15 protein-coding genes and 1 pseudogene are annotated in these 22,284 nt (G+C 62.5%); 11 read left to right on the forward strand and 5 right to left on the reverse strand.

Features of this window, described 5'->3' with window-relative positions:
- Positions 1-119: 119 nt before the first annotated feature.
- Complete coding sequence (gene pyrF, locus C7378_RS03655; protein ID WP_207901316.1) at positions 120-836, reverse strand: orotidine-5'-phosphate decarboxylase; 717 nt, start codon at positions 834-836, stop codon at positions 120-122.
- An 8-nt stretch (positions 837-844) separates the two neighbouring features.
- Positions 845-1,348 (reverse strand): septal ring lytic transglycosylase RlpA family protein, encoded by a 504-nt coding sequence (locus C7378_RS18035; protein WP_131991817.1) that lies wholly within the window; start codon positions 1,346-1,348, stop codon positions 845-847.
- A gap of 135 nt (positions 1,349-1,483) precedes the next feature.
- On the opposite strand from C7378_RS18035, the gene thiD reads away from it, so the two are divergent.
- A complete protein-coding gene (gene thiD, locus C7378_RS03665; RefSeq protein ID WP_131991820.1) occupies positions 1,484-2,308 on the forward strand; it encodes a bifunctional hydroxymethylpyrimidine kinase/phosphomethylpyrimidine kinase in 825 nt (274 codons plus the stop codon).
- Between the two features lie 23 nt (positions 2,309-2,331).
- On the opposite strand, the gene C7378_RS03670 is transcribed toward thiD, so the two are convergent.
- Complete coding sequence (locus C7378_RS03670) at positions 2,332-3,606, reverse strand: M16 family metallopeptidase (protein WP_131991823.1); 1,275 nt, start codon at positions 3,604-3,606, stop codon at positions 2,332-2,334.
- 89 nt (positions 3,607-3,695) lie between these two features.
- On the opposite strand from C7378_RS03670, the gene rlmN reads away from it, so the two are divergent.
- Positions 3,696-4,835, forward strand: coding sequence for a dual-specificity RNA methyltransferase RlmN (rlmN, locus tag C7378_RS03675; protein WP_131991826.1), 1,140 nt, complete (start codon positions 3,696-3,698; stop codon positions 4,833-4,835).
- A gap of 21 nt (positions 4,836-4,856) precedes the next feature.
- Here the strand turns inward: rlmN and C7378_RS03680 are convergent, their stop codons facing one another.
- Entirely contained in the window at positions 4,857-6,503 is a 1,647-nt protein-coding gene (locus C7378_RS03680; protein WP_131991829.1) for an FtsX-like permease family protein, read from the reverse strand.
- 250 nt (positions 6,504-6,753) lie between these two features.
- Positions 6,754-7,347 (reverse strand): annotated as a pseudogene (locus tag C7378_RS17920) (ABC transporter permease); the annotation flags it as partial.
- Between the two features lie 197 nt (positions 7,348-7,544).
- On the opposite strand from C7378_RS17920, the gene C7378_RS03690 reads away from it, so the two are divergent.
- The 9 genes from C7378_RS03690 to ligD all read left to right on the forward strand — a co-directional run bounded on the left by C7378_RS03690 (position 7,545) and on the right by ligD (position 22,276).
- Entirely contained in the window at positions 7,545-8,804 is a 1,260-nt protein-coding gene (locus C7378_RS03690; RefSeq protein ID WP_131991832.1) for a magnesium transporter MgtE N-terminal domain-containing protein, read from the forward strand.
- Positions 8,805-8,919: 115 nt separating this feature from the next.
- Complete coding sequence (locus C7378_RS03695; protein WP_131991835.1) at positions 8,920-10,179, forward strand: NRAMP family divalent metal transporter; 1,260 nt, start codon at positions 8,920-8,922, stop codon at positions 10,177-10,179.
- Positions 10,180-10,224: 45 nt separating this feature from the next.
- Positions 10,225-10,689 (forward strand): DUF4126 family protein, encoded by a 465-nt coding sequence (locus C7378_RS03700; protein WP_131991838.1) that lies wholly within the window; start codon positions 10,225-10,227, stop codon positions 10,687-10,689.
- A 6-nt stretch (positions 10,690-10,695) separates the two neighbouring features.
- Positions 10,696-12,096, forward strand: a complete 1,401-nt coding sequence (locus tag C7378_RS03705; RefSeq protein ID WP_207901318.1) for a mercuric reductase — start codon at positions 10,696-10,698, stop codon at positions 12,094-12,096.
- 57 nt (positions 12,097-12,153) lie between these two features.
- Entirely contained in the window at positions 12,154-14,166 is a 2,013-nt protein-coding gene (locus C7378_RS03710) for an alpha-1,4-glucan--maltose-1-phosphate maltosyltransferase (protein ID WP_243648045.1), read from the forward strand.
- 17 nt (positions 14,167-14,183) lie between these two features.
- Positions 14,184-17,462, forward strand: a complete 3,279-nt coding sequence (gene treS / locus C7378_RS03715; protein ID WP_131991844.1) for a maltose alpha-D-glucosyltransferase — start codon at positions 14,184-14,186, stop codon at positions 17,460-17,462.
- Between the two features lie 24 nt (positions 17,463-17,486).
- Positions 17,487-18,734, forward strand: coding sequence for a hypothetical protein (locus C7378_RS03720; protein WP_131991847.1), 1,248 nt, complete (start codon positions 17,487-17,489; stop codon positions 18,732-18,734).
- Between the two features lie 27 nt (positions 18,735-18,761).
- Entirely contained in the window at positions 18,762-19,469 is a 708-nt protein-coding gene (locus tag C7378_RS03725) for a mechanosensitive ion channel family protein (RefSeq protein WP_131991850.1), read from the forward strand.
- Positions 19,470-19,522: 53 nt separating this feature from the next.
- The gene (gene ligD / locus C7378_RS03730; RefSeq protein WP_131991853.1) at positions 19,523-22,276 is read left to right on the forward strand and encodes a DNA ligase D; all 2,754 of its coding nucleotides are present in this window, start codon (positions 19,523-19,525) and stop codon (positions 22,274-22,276) included.
- Positions 22,277-22,284 lie beyond the last annotated feature (8 nt).

Raw genomic sequence — 22,284 nt, forward strand, 5'->3', positions numbered from 1 at the left:
TTCCGAACTGAAGTTGCCGCCGACAGGCGGCAACGAAGGCGGAACTGTCCGCATTTCCGGCATCCGGTGCGGCAGCTCAACTTAGCCGCAGCTTGCCGGAGAAAATCACGCGACAACCCCTACTTGGTCGAGCCCATAGCTCCGGCTATCTCTTCAAGAATTGCCTGCGCCGCCCGCGCCGGATCGTTCGCACGGAAGATCGGCCGCCCCACCACCAGGTAGTCTGCCCCGGCATGGATCGCTGCCGCGGGAGTGGCAATGCGCTTCTGGTCCCCGACCGCAGCCTCCGCTGGCCGAATTCCAGGTGTCACGATGCAGCTGGAGGGCAGCGCATGCTTCATCTCTTGCGCCTCTTCCGGGCTGCAGACCAGGCCCCCGATGCCGCACTCAGCCGCCAGTCTCGCAAGCTTCAACGCCTGCCCGGCAGGGGCATCGGCAACCCCGACCGACGTCAGCTGCGCCTGGTCCATACTGGTCAGCACCGTCACGGCCAGCAGCCGTGGGGTGCGAGGCAGGGAAGCCGCCGCTTCAGCCGCTGCCCTCATCATCGCCGGGCCACCGCTCGCGTGCAGTGTCAGCATCTCCGGCTCCAGTTTCGAGACGGATCGAACCGCCGCCGCAACCGTATTCGGAATGTCATGGAATTTTAGATCGAGAAAAACGCTGTATCCCTGATCCTTCAGCTTCTCCACCAGGGAAGCTCCTGCCGAAAGATAAAGTTCCAGCCCAACCTTAAACCACTGGATGAGCCCTTCCAGCCGCAGCACTTCTTCAAGTGCTGCTTGAGCATCAGGAAAATCCAGCGCGGCAATCAGGCGGTCGCGGGGCGCAGTCATGGCCGGGCTCATTGGCCAGTCTGGGGACTGGTTTGGGGATATTGCAGGTGGGCCACTTCCGGGCCGCTCTGGAGCAGCTCCAGTTTCACCTTCGCGGTGCCTCGTCCGGTGAAGCCGAGAAAATGCGCCGCCGCGAACGATAGATCGACCACCCGGGTTTCAGGAACCGGTCCCCGGTCGTTCACGCGCACCACCACTGATTTGTGGTTCCGCAGATTCGTAACCCGGACCAGTGAGCCAAGCGGCAGCGTCCGGTGCGCGCAGGTCAGCTGGTGAAAGTCGTAGCTCTCCCCGCTGGCCGTCGGTTGCCCCTGGAAAAACTTGCCATACCATGACGCGCGGCCAACCTGGTACCAGTGGTGAGTCGGCTGTTGCGCCGCTGCGGTCTGCGTGTTCTGCGCCGCGGGTTTCAGCACCAGCCGTGAGGTTTCATTCGCCGTGAAGAGAACGGCTGCCGCAGCCATCAGGCTGGCATACGTCGAGAATCGCTTGATACGGTGACGGTAGCTCATCTTCCTCCTGTCAATATTTTAACTTAGCTAAGTCAGTTTTAATCAGATACTTAATCCCCTTTTGGGGTTGCCTTGCCGGCGCAGCTGTGCTAGGCCGCGCCGCCCTCGGGCGCAACACGTTGTAGCATTTCCTTCATGTCTGCGACAACTGCAGCAACGAAAATTGCGCTCGCAATCGCCGGTTTTGACCCCTCGGCCGGGGCAGGCATCGCCGCCGATCTCAAGGTCTTCGCCGCGCACGGTGTCTACGGCATGGCCTGCATCACCGGCCTCACCGTCCAGTCCACGCGCGGCGTCAGGCGTGTCGAGCCATCCTCGGCGGAGATCATGCGCGAGACCCTCGACTGGCTCAGCGAAGACGTCACCTTCGCTGGCGTCAAGATCGGCATGCTGGCCAATGCAGCCAATGTCAGGGAGACGGTCGCCTTCCTCATGAAAGGACCGCCGCGGGACCACGTCGTTCTCGATCCGGTCATCCGTTCGAGTTCTGGGCGCCCGTTGCTTGACCCCGCAGGAGTCACCGCCATGCGCGACACCCTGCTCAAGCACCTCGGCTGGATCACTCCCAACATTGAAGAGCTGGCCATCCTTGCAGGCGTGGAGTATGCCTCCCGGGAGTCTGTGCCGGAGGTGGCAGGCAAGCTGGCCGCGCACGCTGCCCGGCTGGGCAACCGCCGCCTCAACATCATTGTGACCGGTGGGCATCTTGAGCCGCCGCACGACTTCCTGCGTCTGGCTTCTGGAGAGGAGCATTGGCTGCCCGGTGAGCGCGTCCACACCCGGGCCACGCATGGCACCGGCTGCGCCTATTCGAGTGCGCTGCTCTCCCGCCTGCTGCTGGGAGACGCGCCGTTAGAGGCCGCTGCCGCCGCAAAGAATTACGTTATTGGAGCCCTGCGGGCCGCGCCTCAGATCGGTCGCGGCCATGGCCCTATGAATCACTTCTGGATGAAGCCTTAACAGGTACTGTTAGCAGGCCAAGGTTAGCAGGCCAGGTGTTCGCGCTCCAGCTTCAGCCCGTCCAGCCGTCCCAGCAGCGTCACCGCCACAGCTTCCTGCTGGAAGAGCTTGTTGGCCATCGCCATCACCTGGTCGGCCGTCACTTCCTCTACCTTGTCGAGAATCTCCTGCATCCCGAAGAAGTACTGGAAGTACATCTGCTGGCGCGCCAGGTTCGACATGCGTGAGGTTGAGCTTTCGAGCGACAGCAGCAGGTTGCCCCGCAGCTGGTCCTTCGCCCGGCGCAGCTCGTCTGCCGGCAGCGTCTCGTTCTTCAGCCGCTTGAACTGCTCCATCACCAGCTCGATCATCTGCAGCGCCTTGTCCGACGAGGTGCCTGCGTAGACGCACAGCGAGCCCGTGTCGCGGTAGGGATTCAGGTCGCTGTAGATCGAATACGCCAGCCCGCGCTCCTCGCGGATTGTCTGGAAGAGCCGCGAACTCATGCCTCCTCCGAGAATCGTATTCAGCACCAGCGTCACATAGCGCGATGAGTCCTGGATCGGTGGGGAAGGCACCCCGAGGCACAGCTGTACCTGTTCGAGCGAGTTCTTGTTCTTCAGGATGATGCGAGCCGCCGTCTTCGGTGGCGCATCCACGGTCAGGCTCTCACCCGAAGGCAGACCCTCAAACCGCCGCGTCACCTGTGCGACAAAGCTATCGTGGTCAATATTGCCTGCGGCCGAGAAGATCATGTTCCCGCCCAGGAAGCGCTCTCCGTAGTAGTCCGTCAGGTTCTCCCGCTCAAACCTCTTCACCGTCTCCCGCGTTCCCAGGATCGGTTTGCCCAGTGCGTGCCCCTTCCAGAAATTCTGGGTAAAGATCTCGTGCACCAGGTAATCGGGGTTGTCCTCGTCTATCTTGATCTCTTCGAGAATCACTCCGCGCTCGCGAACGATCTCATCCGCGGCGAAGACCGGGTTCAGCACCAGGTCAGACAAAACTTCAAGTGCTACTGGAGCATGTTCGTCCAAAACCTTAATGTTGAAGCAGACAGTTTCCTTCCCGGTAAAGGCATCGAGGTTGCCTCCAATGGCGTCTACTTCGCGGGCGATGCGCTGCGCCGAGCGGGAAGTCGTCCCCTTGAACACCATGTGCTCGACGAAGTGCGAGATGCCGTTCATCTCCGCAGACTCGTGCCGCGAGCCCGCGCGTATCCACATTCCCATCGCGACCGAGCGCAGATGGTCCATCTTTTCCGTGAGAATCGTCAGTCCATTCGGCAGGACTGTCCGCCTTATATTGCGTTCGTTATCCATTCCATTCCTGTTTCGAGGTATCGCGAGGCCTGGGCTTCCGGGTGAAGGGATGAGATATCCTGAAATATTGGAAGCCGGTGTTGAAAGCAATGCAACTACCCACTATTTTAGACGCGTCAGAGCCTGCCAGGGAGCAGCTGCTTTTCGGCCTTGATAATGAGGCACTTAGCTCTCTGATGCTCAAACTGGGCCAACCGGCTTACCGCGGACGTCAACTTTCCGACGCTCTTTATCGCGGCTGGGCCAGCCAGCTCGACGACATCTCAACCCTTCCCGCAGCCCTTCGTAAGCAGCTGGTCGAGGGCGGCTACCGCGTTGGCCTGCCCCGGATCGTCGAAACCTTCCGCTCCGTCGACGGCACCGAACGCTACCTCATCGCCGGGGCAGACGGCCAGACCGTAGAGACTGTCTGGATGCCCGAGGGGGACGATGGAGAAGCAGGCGACGGCACCGAAGCCGGCGAAGAAGAGATTGCCGCCCCGGGATACCGCCGCGCCACCATCTGCGTATCCAGCCAGATTGGCTGCGCCGTCAACTGCCAGTTCTGCCTCACCGCCCGGCTCGGCCTCCAGCGCAACCTCACCGCTGGTGAAATCGCCGGGCAGGTCGTCGCCGTCCTCAAGCGCCACCAGGTCCAGGTCGATCGTCAGCGGATCAACCTCGTCTTCATGGGCATGGGCGAGCCCTTTCTCAACTACGATGAGTTCATGGCGGCGGTCCGCCTGCTGGTGCAGCAGGTCGGTCTTCCCGAGTCGCGGATGACCGTCTCAACCTCCGGAATCGTTCCCGGCATCCTCCGGTTTGCAGCCGAGACCGTGCGCCCCAAGCTGGCCATCTCCCTCAACGCCTCAAACGACACTGTTCGCGAGGCGATCATGCCCATCACTCGCAAGTGGCCCATCGAGCAGGTCGTCGACGCCGTCAAGACCGTTCCGCTCCGTCGCGGCGAGCGCGTCACCTTTGAATATGTGCTGCTCGGCGGCGTCAATGATCGCCCCGAGCATGCCGACGAAGTCGTCCGTCTGGTCCGTCGCGCCGGCCTCGCCGCCAAGGTCAACCTCATCGTCTGGAATCCCGGCCCCGGCGTCCCCTACACCATGCCCGAGCCCCGCGACGTCGAAGCCTTCCAGCAGCGCCTCATCGCCCGGGATGTCCCCGCCTTCCTGCGTCGTCCCCGCGGCCGCGACATCTACGCCGCCTGCGGCCAGCTCAAGCGAACCGTCGAGTAGCCCAGCGACAGCAACCATCTTTCACTCCGAGCGCAGCGCATGCATCGGGTCCACGCCTGCCGCCCGCTGCGCCGGCACGAGACTGGCGGCCAATGCCACCAGGGCCACTCCCGCAATCGCTGCCGCATACGTCATCCCGTCCCAAGGCTTTACCCCATAGAGCTCTGAGGCGAGCGCATGCGCCAGCAGCGCTGCAATGGGCAGTCCGGCCGCTACCCCTGCAGCGGCCACCAGCAGGCTGTCCTGCACCACCATTTTGACAATCTCCTCCCGCCGCGCTCCCAACGCCATGCGTACGCCGATCTCGACCGTGCGGTTGGCCACCCGAAACGCCAGCGTCCCATAGAGGCCGGTCGCCACCAGCAGCGCCGCCAGCAGCCCGAAGCAGCCTGCAAGCCTCGCAAACAGCATCGGTCCGGCAATCGTCGTCTCAAACTGCGCGCGCTGGGTCATCGGCTGCTCCAGCGGCAGGTTTGGGTCAATCTGTTGGACCACTTTCCGGACCGCGGGCAGCATGGCAAGCGGGTCGCCATAAGTGCGCAGGGCGATATTCATGGCTCCCAATGTGTCTCGCTGCAACGCATCGTCCCACTCCATCGGTACAGGTTGTTCCTGGATTGTCGTATATTTGTGGTCCTTGACCACGCCCACGATCGTCAGCTGGTTTTGGGCGTCCTTTCCACCGACGCGGTGCCCAATGGGATCTTCGCCCGGAAGATAGCGCTTCGCAAAGGTCTCATTGATGATCGCCACTTTGGGGGCACTCCCCAGGTCCGCATCGCTGAAGTCACGCCCCGCCACCACGGGAACCCCTAGTGTGTGGAAGAAATTAGAAGCCGCAACATTGTTGCGAATCTCACCTCTGCCGTCGATAGCGTTAGGGGGAACCTTGCCATCCACCAGGAGCGCAAAGTTATTCGACCATCCGGAGCCGGGCCGGAACCTCACCGCTGAGGCGTCCGCCACCCCCGGCAATGTTCGCAGTCTGCGCAACAGTTCCTGGTAGAAGGCAATGCTTTCCGCCGCCGAATGCGCCTGTTCCGGGTTAATGCCGAAGAGGAGCAGGTTATCGGCCTCAAGACCCAGCGGGGTGTCTTCCAGGTTGCGTAGCGTTCGCACCAGCAGCCCGGCGCCGACCAGCAGCGTCACGCACAGGGCGATCTGCGCCGCTATGATCATCCTTCCAAAACGCACAGCGCCTTTTCCTGTACCCGCCGTAGCATTGGAGGTCTTTAGCACCAGTCCGGGTCCGCTTGCCGTGGCGGTTCGCAGCGGAGCCACTCCAAACACAATCGCCGTGAGCGTCAGCAACGCGCCCGTAAACAGCAGCACCGTTTTGTCCGGAGCCAGGCTCGTCTCTATCTGTGACCAGGCCGCCAGCACATGGGTCGCCGCGAACGCCAGCGACCACGCCAGCAGGCCCCCGGCGACAGTCAGCAGCAGCCCCTCGGTCAGCAGCTGGCGAAACAGCCTTTCGCGTCCCGCGCCGACAGAGATCCGCAGCGAGAACTCCCGCGCCCGAGCCGTATTGCGCGCCATCAGCAACATGGCCACGTTGCTCAGCGCGATCAACAGCACCAGCGCCACCATCCCCATCATTATGTGGAGCGGTTCGCCGAACTGCTGCTCCGCACCCGGAAAATTCTTCGCCTCGCGCAGGCTCAGCACAGGAGGCTTTTCGCCAGGTCCCGGCGCACCTATTCCCAGGTAGGCAGCCTGCTGAAACAGCGGTTGCAGCCTGGCAAGGGCCTGCTGCCTCGTGGTGCCCGGGCGCGAGCCGCGCCATCAGACGCAGGCACCACCACTCCGGCCGGTTCAGGTAGTTCTTGCCATCAGGTTCCGGTAGAACTCCCCACGCGTTGAACTCACGACCCGTTTGCAGCGGAATCCACAGATCTGTCGTGCTGCCCTCCTCGACACCTTCAAAGCCTTCGCCTGCGATACCGACAATGGTGAAGGGAACCCCCTTGATATGGATCGTCCGGCCCACTATCTCCGGGTCACGCAAAAACCGTCGCCTCCAGTAGTCATAGCTGAGCACCGCGCTCTGGGTGTGCGCTTCCTCATCCCGGCGTGTAAAGCCGCGGCCTCTTGCCATTGGAACTCCCAGCCCTGAGAAGAAATTTCCGCTTACCATGTCGCCCTCTGCGACCTCCGGCGAAGCCCCGTACCGCACCCCGATGGTGTTGCCGAAGCTCAGCGGTACATAGGCAATCACCTCGCTCAACCCGGGATGATCACGGCGAAGCGTGTCATAGACATTGAAGCTGAAGGAAGTCGAGAAGTTTCCGCTGCTGGTCGCTCGATACGGAAGCCCTGCCGTGTTCAGGTAAACCACCTGCTCCGGGTGGGCCACTGGCAACATCCGCAGCAACACCGCATTCATCACGCTGAAAACTGCGGTATTTGCGCCGATCCCCAGCGCAATGGTCAGCACGCACACCAGCGTAAAGCCCGGCGACTTGCGCAGCTGGCGCAGCCCATATTGCAGATCCCGAAAGAATGTGGTCATTGCGGTTGGCCTCCGTCCTGCTCTTTACCTTCATCGCACGCAGGCTGCCGATTCAATCTTCCTCCAAGTTCCTCATTCCACGCGGCAGCTGATTCCCGGTGCAACAACAGAGTGTCCGGAAACGGACACCCACTGTCCACGAATGGACGCACGATCCAATAGCTTCTCTCGCGCATTGCCGGTAGACTGCGACAGTGATGCACGAGCGGCAGACCTCCAACACGAGCCTCACCTCCCTGCTGGGCACCCCCGTCGTTCACCCTGACGGCCGCCTCTGCGGCAAGGTCAAAGACGTTGCTGTCGGCACCGGCGCCGACGCGGGACTGGTCGCAGGCCTCGTCATCAAGAGCCGCGAAAGCGGCCGCCGCCTCGTCAAGGCGACTGAGGTCATCATCACTCCCAGCGGCGCGCTCGAACTCCGCAGCGAGTCCGCACTCGAACCCATCCGTGGCGATGAAAACTTCATCTTCCTCGCCCAGGACCTGCTCGACCGCCAGATCATCGACGTCCATGGCCGCAAAGTCGTGCGCGTCAATGATGTCGATCTGCAATGGTTCGCCCGCGACACTCTGGCCGACCTGCGCGTTCGTGAAGTGGAGGTGGGCCTCCGCGGAGCCGTGCGCCGCCTGCTCCAGGGCACCATGCCTCGCAAAACGCTTGATCAGGTCGCCTCCCACATCTCCGCCCGGGTCATCCCCTGGGAGTTTGTAGACATGATCGAGGTTGACCCGGCCCGCCGCGTCAAGCTCAAGATCGAACACGCGCGCCTCGCGCTGATGCATCCCTCCGATCTCGCCGACATTCTTGAAGATCTGGCCCCCGCCGAGCGTGAGGCCATCTTCACCACCCTTGATGAGGAGGTCGCCGCCGAGACCCTCGAAGAGGTTGACCCGAAGCTGCAGAAGGCGCTCGTCGAATCGCTCGACTCGGAGACCGCCGCCGGCATCATGGAAGAGATGCATCCCGAGGCGGCCGCCGACCTGCTCGCCGATCTCTCCGACGCCCGCTCCGAAGCGATTCTCGAAGAGATGAACCCCGAGGAGCGGCAGGAGGTCGAGGAGCTGCTTGAGTTCCGCGAAGACACCGCCGCCGGGCGCATGACCACCGATGTCGTCATCGTCCCGGTCGCCGCCACTGTCGCCGAAGCCGTCCAGGCCCTGCGCAGCTTTGACGGTGATCCCGAGACCGTCACAGAAATTTACCTCGTCGATGAGCGCCGCGTGCTCAAGGCCGTCGTCCCCCTGGCGCGGGTCGTGCTCGCGCTGCCCGAGTCCCGTATGGAGGTGCTCGCCGAGCCTCGCTTCATCTCCTGCCGTGCCGAGGAGCGTCAGCAGGAAGTCGCCGAGCTCTTCGACAAATACAATCTCCGCGCCCTGCCCGTGCTCGACCGGGACGGTCGTCTGCTGGGCGCTGTTGAGGCCGACCACGTCATCGCATTTCTGCGTCAGGGCCGATAATAGAAATTGATTTTTCCGCCGGTTAGATTCTGCCCCTGCAACTCTGGTATGTTCCAATCTGGAGCCTCGCTCTCAAACCAACAAAAACCAAGCCAAGCCTCTGAGATCCTGATAAATGCTGAAACGCTGGAGAACCCGGATACTGCTCACTCTCGCTGTGCTCGGGCCAGGCTTCATCACCGCCAACGTCGATAACGACCCCAACGGCATCCTCACCTACTCTCAGGCGGGCGCGAAGTTCGGCTACTCGCTGCTCTGGACCATGATCCCCATCACCCTCGCGCTCATCCTTGTTCAGGAGATGTGCGCGCGCATGGGGGTCGTCACCGGCAAAGGCCTCAGCGATCTCATCCGTGAAGAGTTCGGTCTGCGCCTGACCTTCATCATGATGGTGCTGCTCGTCATCGTGAACTTCGGCAACGTCGTTGGCGAATTTGCCGGCATCGCAGGCAGCCTCGAACTTTTTCATCTCACCAAATATATTTCCGTCCCGATCTGCGGCATCCTCGTCTGGCTTCTCGCCGTCAAGGGCGACTACAAGAGCGTCGAAAAGATCTTCCTCGCCGCCTCGGTCTTTTACATTGCCTACATCATTGCCGGCGTGCTCTCCCAGCCCAGCTGGCACACGGCCATCGTTGCTACCGTCAAGCTGCCGCCGCGCAAAGTCTGGCGCGATCAGGATTACCTCTTCCTCGTCATCGGCACCATCGGCACCACCATTGCCCCGTGGATGCAGTTCTACCTGCAGTCCTCCATCGTTGAGAAGGGAATCAACGTCAAGAACTACGCCGCCTCCCGCCTTGACGTCATCATCGGCTCCATCACCACCGACGTAGTCGCCTGGTTCATCATCGTCGCCTGCGCGGCCACCCTCTGGGTCCACGGCATGGGCTCCATCGACGTGCCCGCCGATGCCGCCGAAGCCATGAAGCCCCTCGCCGGGCAGTACGCCTTTCTGCTCTTCGCCTTCGGGCTCTTCAATGCCTCGATCTTCGCGGCGTCCATCCTCCCGCTGTCCACCGCCTACACGGTCTGCGAGGGCCTCGGCCTCGAGTCCGGCATAGACAAGCGCTTTAATGAAGCGCCCGTCTTCTACTGGCTCTACACGCTTCTCATCGCCGGGGGAGTCGCTGTCGTCCTCATCCCCAACTTTCCTCTGGTCAGCTTTTCGATCTTCTCCCAGGTCCTCAACGGTCTGCTCCTGCCCCTGGTCATCATCTTCATGCTGCTGCTCATCAACCGCCGCGATCTCATGGGCGACCATGTCAACAGCCTCTGGTTCAACATCGCTGCCTGGACGGTTGCCGTCATCGTCATCGTCCTCTCCGTGGTTCTCATGGTGCAGCAGCTACACTTCCTGCATCGCAGCGCCTGAGCCGCGCATCTGCTCACCATTAACTGATATGTGACGGAGACAACCATGGTTCCTGTACTGCTGCTTGCGCTCGGCATTGGATTCATCTGTGGACTGCGATCGATGACCGCCCCTGCGGTCGTCTGCTGGGGTGCTCAACTGGGCTGGCTGCAGCTTGACCACTCGCCGCTCGCCTTCCTTCACAACAAGATCTCCCTCATCGTCTTCACCCTCTTTGCCATCGGCGAGCTCATCGCCGACAAGCTGCCCTCCATCCCCAGCCGTACCCAGATCGGCCCCCTCGTCGTCCGCATCATCTTCGGGGCAGCCTCCGGTGCTGCGCTTACCATCACTGCCGGCCAGCCTCTGGCCACCGGCCTCCTCGCCGGTGCAGCCGGTGGAGTCACGGGCGCATTTCTCGGCTACACCTGGCGTCGGCTCTCTGCAGGTTCCGTCCCTGCGCTGCTCGCCGCCTTGCTTGAAGATGTAATTGCAGTCGGTGGCGGCTTTCTGATCGTTTCGCGCTTCTAAGTGAGCGTGAAAGCCACTGACCATTTCGACGCGATCATTCTGGGCTCGGGGCAGGCGGGCAATCCGCTCGCTTCCGCCCTGGCCAAATCCGGCAGGCGCACCGCCATCATTGAGAGCAAACACCTCGGCGGCACCTGCATCAATGAGGGCTGCACGCCCACCAAGACCATGGTTGCCTCTGCCCGGGCCGCATGGCTCGCCCGCCGTGGCGCGGATTATGGCTTCTCCGCCTGCGAGGCAGCCGTCAACATGGAGCAGGTGCGCGCCCGCAAGCGGCAGATCGTCGACAGCTCCCGCGAGCACCATGAGAAAGCCTTCAGCTCCATGGAGAACCTCACCGTCCTCATGGGCCTCGGCTCCTTCGCTGCGCCCCGTCAGCTGCGCGTCGAGCTCAACGACGGCAGCCAGCAGGTCATCTCCGCGGAGCATGTTTTCATCAACACCGGCTGCCGCAGCGCCATTCCACCCCTCAACGGCCTCGATGAGACGCCCTTCCTCGACAACAACTCCATCATGGAGCTGGACCGCCTGCCCGAACACCTCATCATCCTTGGCGGCGGCTACATCGCCGTCGAGTTCGGCCAGATGTTCCGCCGCTTCGGCAGCCGCGTAACCATCGTTCAGTCCGGCCGCCAGCTCCTTGAGCGTGAAGATCCCGACATCGCCGAAGAGGTCCAGCAGATTCTCACCCAGGACGGCATCGAGATCCTGCTCAGTTCCATGGCCAGCCGGGTGCGGCCCACCTCCGGCGGCCTCACTGCTGACGTCAAGACGCCCTCCGGCCCGCGTACCATTCAGGGCAGCCACCTGCTCGTCGCCACCGGCCGCGTCCCCAATACTGACCGGCTCAACCTCACCGCCGCAGGAGTCGCCACCGACAGCCGCGGCTACATCGAGGTCAACGACCGCCTCGAAACCTCCGCGCCCGGCGTCTACGCCCTCGGCGACGTAAAGGGAGGCCCCGCCTTCACCCACATCTCCTACGACGATTACCGCATCGTCAAGGCCAACCTACTCGATGGCGGCAGCCGCACCACCACCGGCCGCATGGTGCCTTACACCGTTTACATGGACCCGCAGCTGGGCCGCATCGGCCTCACGGAAGCCGAGGCCCGCGAGGCCGGCAACAGCTTCCGCATCGCAAAGATGCCCATGACCTCTGTCGCCCGTGCCCGCGAAATCGCCGAAATCCGCGGCGTCATGAAAATCCTCGTCGACTCCACAACCGAAAAAATTCTGGGCGCAGCCATGCTCGGCTCTGAAGGCGGCGAAATGGCCGCCATGGTCCAGATCGCAATGATGGGCGGCCTTGGTTTCACCGCCTTACGCGATGCAATCTTCGCTCACCCCACCTGGGCCGAGTCGTTGAATAATATCTTCTTTGCATGGGCCGACGAATCCGCCTAACCTAGGCAAACAAAACATATTGCTGCAAAACAGCATCTCCAAGATGTGCGAGGGATTGTGATCGAACCGGAAATCGTCTCCAAACCGAAGGACGGAAAGAAGAGAGTTGTCATTGAAGGAGTAACCCCGCAGCTTGACGCCGGGCGCTTCGCGGTCAAGCGCATCGTGGGCGACACCCTCACGGTTGAGGCGGATGTCTTCGGCGATGGCCATGACCACGTCACCGCCCGCCTGCTTTACCGGCATCACAGCGAAACCGCCTGGCGCTCCGTCAGGATGAAGCCTCTGGGCAACGACCGCTGGCGCGCGTCCTTTCCACTTGAGCGGCTGGGCCGCTACATCTACACCATCGCCGGCGCTGTAGATCATTTCGACACCTGGCGCAGCGACCTCATCAAGCGCCTTGAGGCCGGCCAGGATGTTCACGTGGACCTGCAGAACGGCGGCCTCCTGCTTGAGCACTCCGCCCGCCTTGCCGCCCGCCAGGACGCCGTCCGCCTCAATGAGGCCGCTCAGGCGCTGCGCTCCCGCTCCGACGAAGAAGATACAAAAGTGCTCGCCCTCGATCCCACCATCCTCGCCCTCGTCGAGCGCTACCCCGATGAGGCGATGGAGACCCGCTACGAACGCCAGCTTGAAGTCATCGTGGATCGTGAGCGCGCTCGCTTTTCCTCCTGGTACGAGATGTTTCCCCGCTCCGCATCGGACGTGCCCGGCAGGCATGGCACCTTCGCCGACTGTGCCGCTCGTCTGGATTACGTAGCCGAGCTGGGCTTCAACGTCCTCTACATGCCGCCCATTCATCCCATCGGAACCAGCTTCCGCAAGGGTAAGAACAACTCCGTCACCGCCGAGCACGGCGAGGAGGGCAGCCCCTGGGCCATCGGCAACGTTGACGGCGGCCACACAGCCATTCACTCCTCGCTCGGCACTTTCAAGGACTTTCAGGCACTCCGCGCCAAGGCTGCGAAGCTCGGTATCGAGCTTGCCCTCGACATCGCCTTCCAGTGCGCGCCCGACCACCCCTGGGTCACCGAGCATCCTGACTGGTTCCGCAAGCGCGCCGACGGCTCCATCCAGTACGCCGAGAATCCGCCCAAGAAATATCAGGACATCTACCCCCTCGACTTCGAAAGCCCTGACTGGGAGGGCCTCTGGGAGGCCCTGAAGGGTGTCTTCCTCTTCTGGATCGAGCAGGGCGTAAAAATCTTTCGCGTCGATAATCCTCACACCAAGGCCTTCCCCTTCTGGGAGTGGGCCATCACCGCCATCAAGCGTGAACACCCCGACGTGCTCTTTCTCGCCGAAGCCTTCACACGCCCGCGCGTCATGCAGCGGCTCGCCAAGCTTGGCTTCTCGCAGTCTTACACCTACTTCACCTGGAGAAATACCGGCCAGGAGATAGTCGAGTACCTCACCGAGCTCACGCAGACGCCGCTCCGTGAATACTTCCGGCCCAATTTCTGGCCCAACACTCCGGATATTCTTCCGGAGTCGCTGCAGATCGGCGGCCGCCCCGCGTTCATCACCCGGCTGGTGCTCGCGGCTACGCTCAGCAGCAACTACGGCATCTACGGCCCGGCGTATGAAATGCAGGAAAACCTGCCCATGAAGCAGGGAGGCGAAGAATATCTCAACTCTGAGAAGTATGAAATCCGCCACTGGGATCTGAATGCGCCTGAAAGTCTGCGCGACGTCATTGCGCAGGTCAATCAGGCCCGGCGGGCAAATCCAGCCCTGCAGTTCATGGAGAGCCTCACCTTCCATCCCACTGACAATCCGAGTCTGCTCTGCTACTCCAAGGCCAGCCCCGATGGAAGCAACGTCGTCCTCACCGTAGTCAATCTGGATCCGGTTCACACCCAGGCCGGCTGGGTTGCGCTCGATCTCGCATCCTTGAACCTCACCGATCGGGAACCCTTTCAGGTGTATGACCAGCTCGCCGACAGGCGCTACCTCTGGCAGGGCTCCAGCAACTACATAGAGCTCATCCCGGACGAGTTGCCGGCGCACATCTTCCGTATCCTCAGGCGCGTGCGCACTGAGAAAGATTTCGACTACTACTTATAAGCAGGCAAGGGGGCACGGTGAAGAAGCCGGGAAGCATATACGATCCGCTGTGGTACAAGGACGCCATCATCTATGAACTGCACGTGCGCGCCTTCGCGGACAGCAACAACGACGGCATCGGCGATTTTCCCGGCCTTCTCACCCGGCTCGATTATCTGCAGGACCTCGGCGTAACCTGCCTCTGGCTTTTGCCCTTTTTCCCATCGCCCCTCAAGGACGATGGCTACGACATCGCCGACTACATGACGGTGCATCCCAACTACGGCACCGTTGAAGACTTCAAGCGTTTCCTCGATGCGGCCCACGAGCGCGGCCTGCAGGTCATGGTTGAGCTCGTCATCAACCACACATCGGACGAGCATCCCTGGTTCCAGCGCGCCCGCCACGCCCCTCCCGGCTCGCCCGAGCGTGACTTCTACGTCTGGAGCGATACCGACGACAAGTATGACGGCGTCCGCATCATCTTTACCGATACTGAGAAGTCCAACTGGACATGGGACCCCGTCGCCAAGGCCTACTTCTGGCATCGCTTCTTCTCTCATCAGCCTGATCTCAACTACGACAACCCGCAGGTCGTTGAAGAGGTAATCAAGGTCATGCGCCACTGGCTCGACATGGGCGTAGATGGCCTCCGCATGGACGCGATTCCGTATCTCGTCGAGCGCGATGGCACCAACTGCGAAAACCTGCCCGAGACTCACGACATCATCAAGAGCCTGCGCAGCGCCATGGATGAGGAGTACGAAGGCCGCATGATTCTCGCCGAGGCCAACCAATGGCCCACCGACGTGCGCCCTTACTTCGGCGACGGCGACGAATGCCACATGGCCTTTCACTTTCCCCTCATGCCGCGCATCTACATGGCGATTCGCCAGGAGGATCGGCTCCCCATCACCGACATCATGGCGCAGACGCCGGACATTCCCGGCAACTGTCAGTGGGGCATCTTCCTGCGCAACCACGACGAGCTCACTCTCGAAATGGTCACCGATGAAGAGCGCGACTATATGTATCTCGCCTACAGCGCGGACCCGCGCATGCGCGTCAACATCGGCATCCGCCGCCGTCTCGCGCCACTGCTCGATAACAACCGCCGCCGCATCGAACTGCTCAACAGCCTGCTTTTCTCCTTTCCTGGCACGCCCATCCTCTACTACGGCGATGAAATCGGCATGGGCGACAACATCTATCTCGGCGACCGCAACGGCGTGCGCACGCCCATGCAGTGGAGCGCCGACCGCAACGCAGGCTTCTCCCGCGCTAATCCCGCCAGGCTCTTCAGCCCCGTCATCATGGACCCCGTCTATGGTTATGAAGCCATCAATGTAGAAGCGCAGCAGAGCGACCAGTCGTCGCTGCTCAACTGGATGCGCAACATGATCGCGCTGCGCAAGCTCTTCCGCGTCTTCGGCCGTGGCACCCTTACCTTTCTTGGGCCCTCCAATCGCAAAGTGCTAGCCTACATCCGCGAAGTGGAGAATGAGCGCGTCCTCTGCGTCGCCAATCTCTCGCGTTTCGCGCAGCCAGTGCAGCTCGATCTCTCCGGCTATGAAGGCATGGTGCCCGTCGAGATGCTCGGCTACGTCGAGTTCCCGCCTATTACGAAGCAGTCGTACCCGCTCACCCTCGGCCCCTACGGCTTCCTCTGGCTCGAACTGCAGCCTGGCGTCGAGGAGCGCAGCTTCAACTCCGAAGACGGGGAAGACTCAGGCATCTACGTCTCCAATGAAACAGCATGGGAGCAGTTGCTTGAGGGCGGCACCGGCGATAGGCTTACCTCCGCCATGTTGCCCGAGTTCCTGCCGCGTCAGCGCTGGTTCGGCGCAAAGTCACGTCAGATCAAGGGAACCACCATCGTCGACTGGGGAACAGTCGATGAATCGAAGACCGCGTTTCTACTGCTCAAAGTCACCTACGCTATCGGCGAAGAGGAAATGTATCTGCTGCTGTTACGAATGGCCTTCGGTGAGCAGGCATCCACGCTTCGCGCCGAATCGCCCGTTGCCATCCTCGCCACAGTCATGTCTGACGAGGGCGAGGGCGTGCTCTATGACGCGACCTTCGACAGCGACTCGAACAACGCTCTCCTCGCGCTGATCGCCGACGCCTCTGACGTCTCCTTCAAAAATGGAAAGATGCGCGGCATCCCCAGCAGCGCCTTCGCAGCGCTCCGTGGGGAGTCGCCGCTTGTGCCGCGCCGCGGCTCGGCCGAGCAGAGCAACACGTCGATCCTCTTCGGCGACCAGCTCATTCTCAAGCTCTTCCGTCGCCAGCAGCCCGGTCAGAATCCTGATACGGAGATAGGCCGCTTCTTCACTGAATCGACCAGCTTCCGCAACATCGCTCCCTTCGGCGGCTCGCTCGAGTACACCGCTGGAGACAGCCAGCCCTGGACCTTCGCCATGCTGCAGGGCCTCGTTCTCAACGAAGGCGACGGATGGCAATGGACGCTCGAGGAACTCGACCGTTACTACGAGAGCTGCGCCGCGGAGTCCGGTTTCGGCACTCCCGATCCATTGCGCGCTGCCGAACTGGTTCGCGAGCACGCAGGCATCTATCTTGACGCTGCGTCTACGCTTGGCAGGCGTACTGCGGAGATGCATCTCGCCCTTGCCTCTTCTCCGCACGATCCCGCCTTCGCGCCCCAGCCTCTGGACCGGGCTGCCCTGGATGCGCTGCGCGACGATCTCACTCTCCACGCGCAGGCCGGCTTCGATGTGCTTAAGGAGAGCCTCTCCCTCCTGCCCGACAGCACGGTCGAGCTCGCCGGTCTTGCCCTCAGCCGTCGCCGCGCCATTCTGAGCAGCTATGAAGCTCTTGCATCCGGGCCTGTCGACTCTCTCCGCACCCGCGTCCATGGCGACTATCATCTGGGGCAGGTGCTGCGCGTCAAGGGCGACTTCGTCATCCTCGACTTTGAGGGCGAACCCGCAAGGCCTCTGCGCGAACGCCGGGCCATGCAGTCTCCGCTCAAGGATGTCGCCGGTATGCTCCGTTCCTTCAGCTATGCAGCCTTCAGCGCGCTCACCCAGTACACCACGCGCCGGCCGGAGCATTTCAACCAGCTTGAACCCTGGGCGCGCTACTGGGAGACGGCCGTTGCCTCTGAATATCTCAGGGCCTATCGCGAAACTGCGGCAGGCTCCTCCATCATTCCGCAGGACGAGCAGGGCTTCCAGCATCTTCTCAAGGCCTATGTGCTCGACAAGGCACTCTATGAGCTGGTCTATGAATTGAACAACCGGCCTGCATGGGTAAGAATTCCGCTGAGTGGGATTCTTGCGCTGACGTTGTAAGGTTAACTCCAGGAAAGAGTGGCGATGGCCAAAGCAGAAATAGTAGAAGAACCGCAGGCTCAGGCAGAAAAGATCGACAACGCCGATCTTCTGATCGGTGTAGCGGGCCCCGCGAACATGGCGGAGGTGAAGGCGAAGCTCGACCAGATACGGCTGGAAATGGTTTCCAGCGTTACCCGGCTGAAGATCGTCTTCGCTTGCCTTGGCGCAGGTGGCCTCGACGAGAACGTCGATCCACGCGGCATTCCCATCCATCTCGTAGACCTGCAGATGCCGGCAGCCGACCCCTCTGCCAACCCCTGGGTCATCGCCTCGCAGTCCAGCCGCGCGCTGCTCTCGCTCGCGCGCCAGGTCAATGCGCGCGTCAGCATCGTGCTCGGCAGCGACCTCCTCGGGCTCGACGTCCTCACCATCGAGCGTCTCAGCTTCCCCATCCTTGAGAAGCAGTCCGACCTCGTCATGCCCGTCTATCCCGCGGCGCGTTTCGAGGGGCTCATCAACAGCGCCATCCTCGCCCCGCTCAACCGCGCTCTCTACGGCCTGCGCGTGCGTTACCCGTTGCCGCTTGAGTTCAGCTGCTCCTTGCGCATGGCCGGTCTGCTTTCGCAGCAGGAATCGGCCCACGCCGCGTCCTCGCAGCAGCAGATGCTCTACCCGGCAACCACCGCCGCGATCACCGGCAGCCAGATCAGCCAGACGCACCTCGCCCTTCAGCATGAGGCGCAGACCGATGGCCTCGATCTGAGCACCGTCCTCGCGCAGCTCGCCGGCTCTGCCTTTCTTCAGATGGAGCAGCTCGCTCCGCACTGGCAGCGCGTGCGCGGCTCGCAGCCGCTGCAGTCCTGGGACCCGCCCACCGTGGGCAAAGAAAACGGTGGCCCCATCGACGTGAGTCCCATGATCGATTCCTTCATGCTCGCCTCGCGCAACCTGCAGGAGGTATGGGGACTCGTCCTTCCGCCGGTGACCATGCTTGAGCTCAAGCATCTCGCCCGTCTCCCGGCCGCGCAGTTCCGCATGCCCGACGAGCTCTGGGTGCGCATCATCTACGACTTCGCCCTCGCGCATCGTTTGCGCACGCTCAGCCGCGTCCATTTGCTGGGTGCGCTCACCCCGCTTTATCTCGCGTGGGTCGCGTCCTACGCGCAGGAGGTAGGAACCATGCCCGCGATGGCCGTGGAGCAGAGACTCGAGCAGCTGGCCCGCGCTTACGAGAGCGGCAAGCCTTATCTCGTCTCGCGCTGGAGATGGCCGGACCGCTTCAACCCGTAACAGGCGCTCACCGCAAGGAGAAGAATTATGTGGCAACAGATTCAGCAGTCGCTGGTGCAATCGATCGAGCGGGTCATCACCAAGATCGTAACCCTGCTTCCCGGCATCGTCGCCTTTGTGCTCGCGCTCATCATCTTTGCGGCCATTTCGTGGGTCTTCGCCATGGCCATCCGGCGCCTGCTCATCGCCATCCGCTTTGACGAGCGCCTCAGCCAGGAGCGCAGCTCCCTTGCCGAGTGGTCGCCCGGCAGCACCCCCACCGTCCTCGTCGTGCGCACCGTCTTCTGGTGCGGCATCATCATTGGCGTGCTGGTCGGTGTCTCCGCCTTTGAGGCCGCCTCGGCGGAGGCGGGCATCTCGGCCTACATCTTCGGCTACGTCCCCCGCGTTGTTGGCGCGGCCATCCTGCTCTTCGCCGGCAACATCATCGCGCGCTTCCTCTCCCGCACCGTCCTCATCAGCGGTGTCAACATGAACCTGCAGTACGCGCGCCTGCTTAGCCTCGGAGTCAAGTGGCTGGTGCTCGTGCTCACCGCGGCGATGGTGCTTGACCATCTCGCCATCGGCGGCCAGATCGTCGATCTCGCCTTCGGAATCCTCTTCGGCGGCATCGTGCTCGCGCTCTCGCTCTCCGTCGGGCTGGGCTCGCGCGAGCTGGTCACTCGCTCGCTTGAGCGCGAGGCCAGCCGTCCCGTTGAGGTGCCCACGGAGGAGCGCAAGATCCACCACTTCTAAGCTCTTCTGCGCTCTTGGGCAGCCATCTCTTCCATGGATGAATCTAGGTACCCATGGCCGCCCGAAAGCAGAAGCGCACTACTCCCGCTGAGGCCGCAGAGGCCGTTGACGAGCAGCTCAGCCGCTATCACGCCATGCGGGACTTCTCCATGACCGCCGAGCCCAGCGGCGCGTCGACAAAGGCAAAGTCCCAGCCTGCCGCCCTGCCCTTTGTCGTTCAGAAGCACGCAGCCACCCGCCTGCACTATGACTTTCGCCTCGGCTGGCACGGCGTCCTCAAGAGCTGGGCCGTCACCAAGGGCCCCAGCTACTACACCGGAGACAAGCGCCTCGCCGTTCAGGTTGAGGATCATCCCATCGACTACGGCGGCTTTGAAGGCGCCATCCCGCAGGGCCAGTATGGCGGCGGCACAGTCATGGTCTGGGACCAGGGCACATGGGAGCCGCATGGCGATGCGGAGGAAGGCCTGCGCTCCGGCCGCCTCAAATTCGCGCTCCACGGTGAAAAGCTCAAAGGCAACTGGACCCTCATACGCATGGGCGGCCACGCTGCCCGCGAGTCGAAGCCCAACTGGCTGCTCATCAAGGAGCACGATGAGTTCGAGCGCAGCGAGAGCGACCCGCCCATCACCGACGCAGCCCCTGACAGCGTCATCACCGGTCGCAGCCTTGAGCAGATCGCCGCTGCTGAGGATCATGTCTGGAACTCCAAGCCTGCAGCCCGCACGCAGAACCGCTCCCGCCTCACGCGCAAACTGCTTCAGCAGAGAAGTGAAGCCGCGCCTGACCGTGAGGCCGCCCTCAAGCATGCTCCGCGCGAAAAGTTTCCCGGCTTCCTCAAGCCGCAGCTCGCCATACAATCCACCGAGGCTCCCACCGGCTCAGACTGGCTCCACGAGTTAAAGCTTGACGGCTATCGCATTCAGGTCCAGGTCCAGGCAGGCAAGGCCGCGCTCTTCACCCGCAACGGTCTTGACTGGACCCACCGCATGCCTGACCTGGCCTCCACTGCGGCTCAGCTGCCCGTGCAGGCCGCGCTCCTCGACGGGGAAGTAGTCGTGCTCGATTCCTCCGGCGGCACCAGCTTCGCCGATCTGCAGGCAGCCTTTGAACAAGGCGCGAAGCACCACCTCACCTACTTCGCCTTTGACCTGCTTCATCTCGACGGACACAATCTACGCGCTCTTCCGCTCATCGAGCGCAAGACCATTCTTGAAGGTCTGCTCAGCGAGCTGCCCTCGCAGGATGTAATCCGCTACAGCGAACACGTCACCGACAACGGCAGCGAGACCTTTCACAATGCCTGCAAACTCGGCGCGGAAGGCATCGTGTCGAAGCTCGGCTCCTCCACCTACAGCTCCACCCGCAGCCAGAACTGGCGCAAGCTCAAGTGCATCCGTCAGCAGGAGTTCGTCATCGGCGGCTTCACCCTGCCTTCTGACAAAGGCTCCGGCATCGGCGCTCTGCTCCTCGGCTACTACGAAGACGGCAAGCTCCGCTACGCCGGACGCACCGGCACAGGCTTGACGCGGAAGAGCCGGGCCTCGCTTCGCAAACAGCTCGACGCCCTCCGCCAACCCAAACCCGCCTTCGCCGCTGTTCCAAAGGATGCGAAGCGCGACGGCATCTGGGTCAAGCCCGAGATGGTCGCCGAGGTTCACTTCGCCACCTGGACCAGTGAGGGCATCGTGCGCCAGGCTTCCTTCCAGGGCCTCCGCGAAGACAAGTCTCCCCGCGAGGTCACTCGCGAGGATGCAGCGCCCGTCCCTCGCCAACGCAAGGCCGCGAAGCACAAGCCGGCCGCAGTCCTGAGCACAGCCGCCAAAAGCGTCGCCGCAAAGAGCAGCCCGGCGAAACATGCGGTCAGCCACGCCCGCAGCAGGAGTTCCGCTAAGAGTGATCCGGCCCCCGGCCTCCGCATCACTCACCCCGACAAAGTGCTCGATCAGGAAACCGGCCTCACCAAGCAGCAGCTCGCCGACTACTACCTCGCCGTCGCCGAACACATGCTCCCGCACATTGCGGGCCGTCCGCTCAGCATCGTCCGCTGTCCTGAGGGAAGCACCAAACCCTGCTTCTTTCAGAAGCACGTCGGCGCAGGTCTGCCCGCCGGCGTTGACAGCATCGCCGTGCCGGACAAGAAGACCGGCAAGCCCGAGGACTACATCACCATCTCGACTGCGGAGGGCCTCGCCGGGCTTGCGCAGATGGGCGTTCTCGAGGTCCATCCCTGGGGCTCGCGCAACGACGATCTGGAACATCCCGACCGCCTCATCTTCGACTTCGACCCCGACCTCTCCATCGACTGGAAGACGCTCGTCGCCAGCGCGAAAAATGTTCGTGAGCTGCTCAAGAAGCTCGGCCTCGAAACCTTCGTCAAATCAACCGGAGGCAAAGGCCTGCACGTCGTCGCGCCCATGCAGCCCGAGCACACCTGGGCAGACCTCAAGGCCTTCGCACGCGGCATCGCGCTCGCCATGGAAGACGCAAACCCGAAGCTCTTCCTCTCGAAGATGACCAAGTCCGCGCGCAAGGATCGCATCTACATCGACTACCTTCGCAACGATCGCGGAGCCACCGCCGTGGCTCCCTGGTCGCCGCGCGCCCGCACCGGCGCGCAGGTCGCCATTCCTCTCAGTTGGAGCGAGCTCGCAGCATGGAACAACCGCCCCTGCAGCGTCTCCGCTTTCGCCGAGTGGAAGCAGCGCCTCCGCCGCGACCCCTGGGCAAAGATGAACCAGGTCCGGCAGCGTCTCGACCCGCAGATCATGCGTGATGTCATCGCCGCGCAGGCCACGCGCAAATAGCTGGGCGC

Origin of the sequence: Acidipila rosea, assembly GCF_004339725.1 — a bacterium.
Taxonomy (GTDB): domain Bacteria; phylum Acidobacteriota; class Terriglobia; order Terriglobales; family Acidobacteriaceae; genus Acidipila; species Acidipila rosea.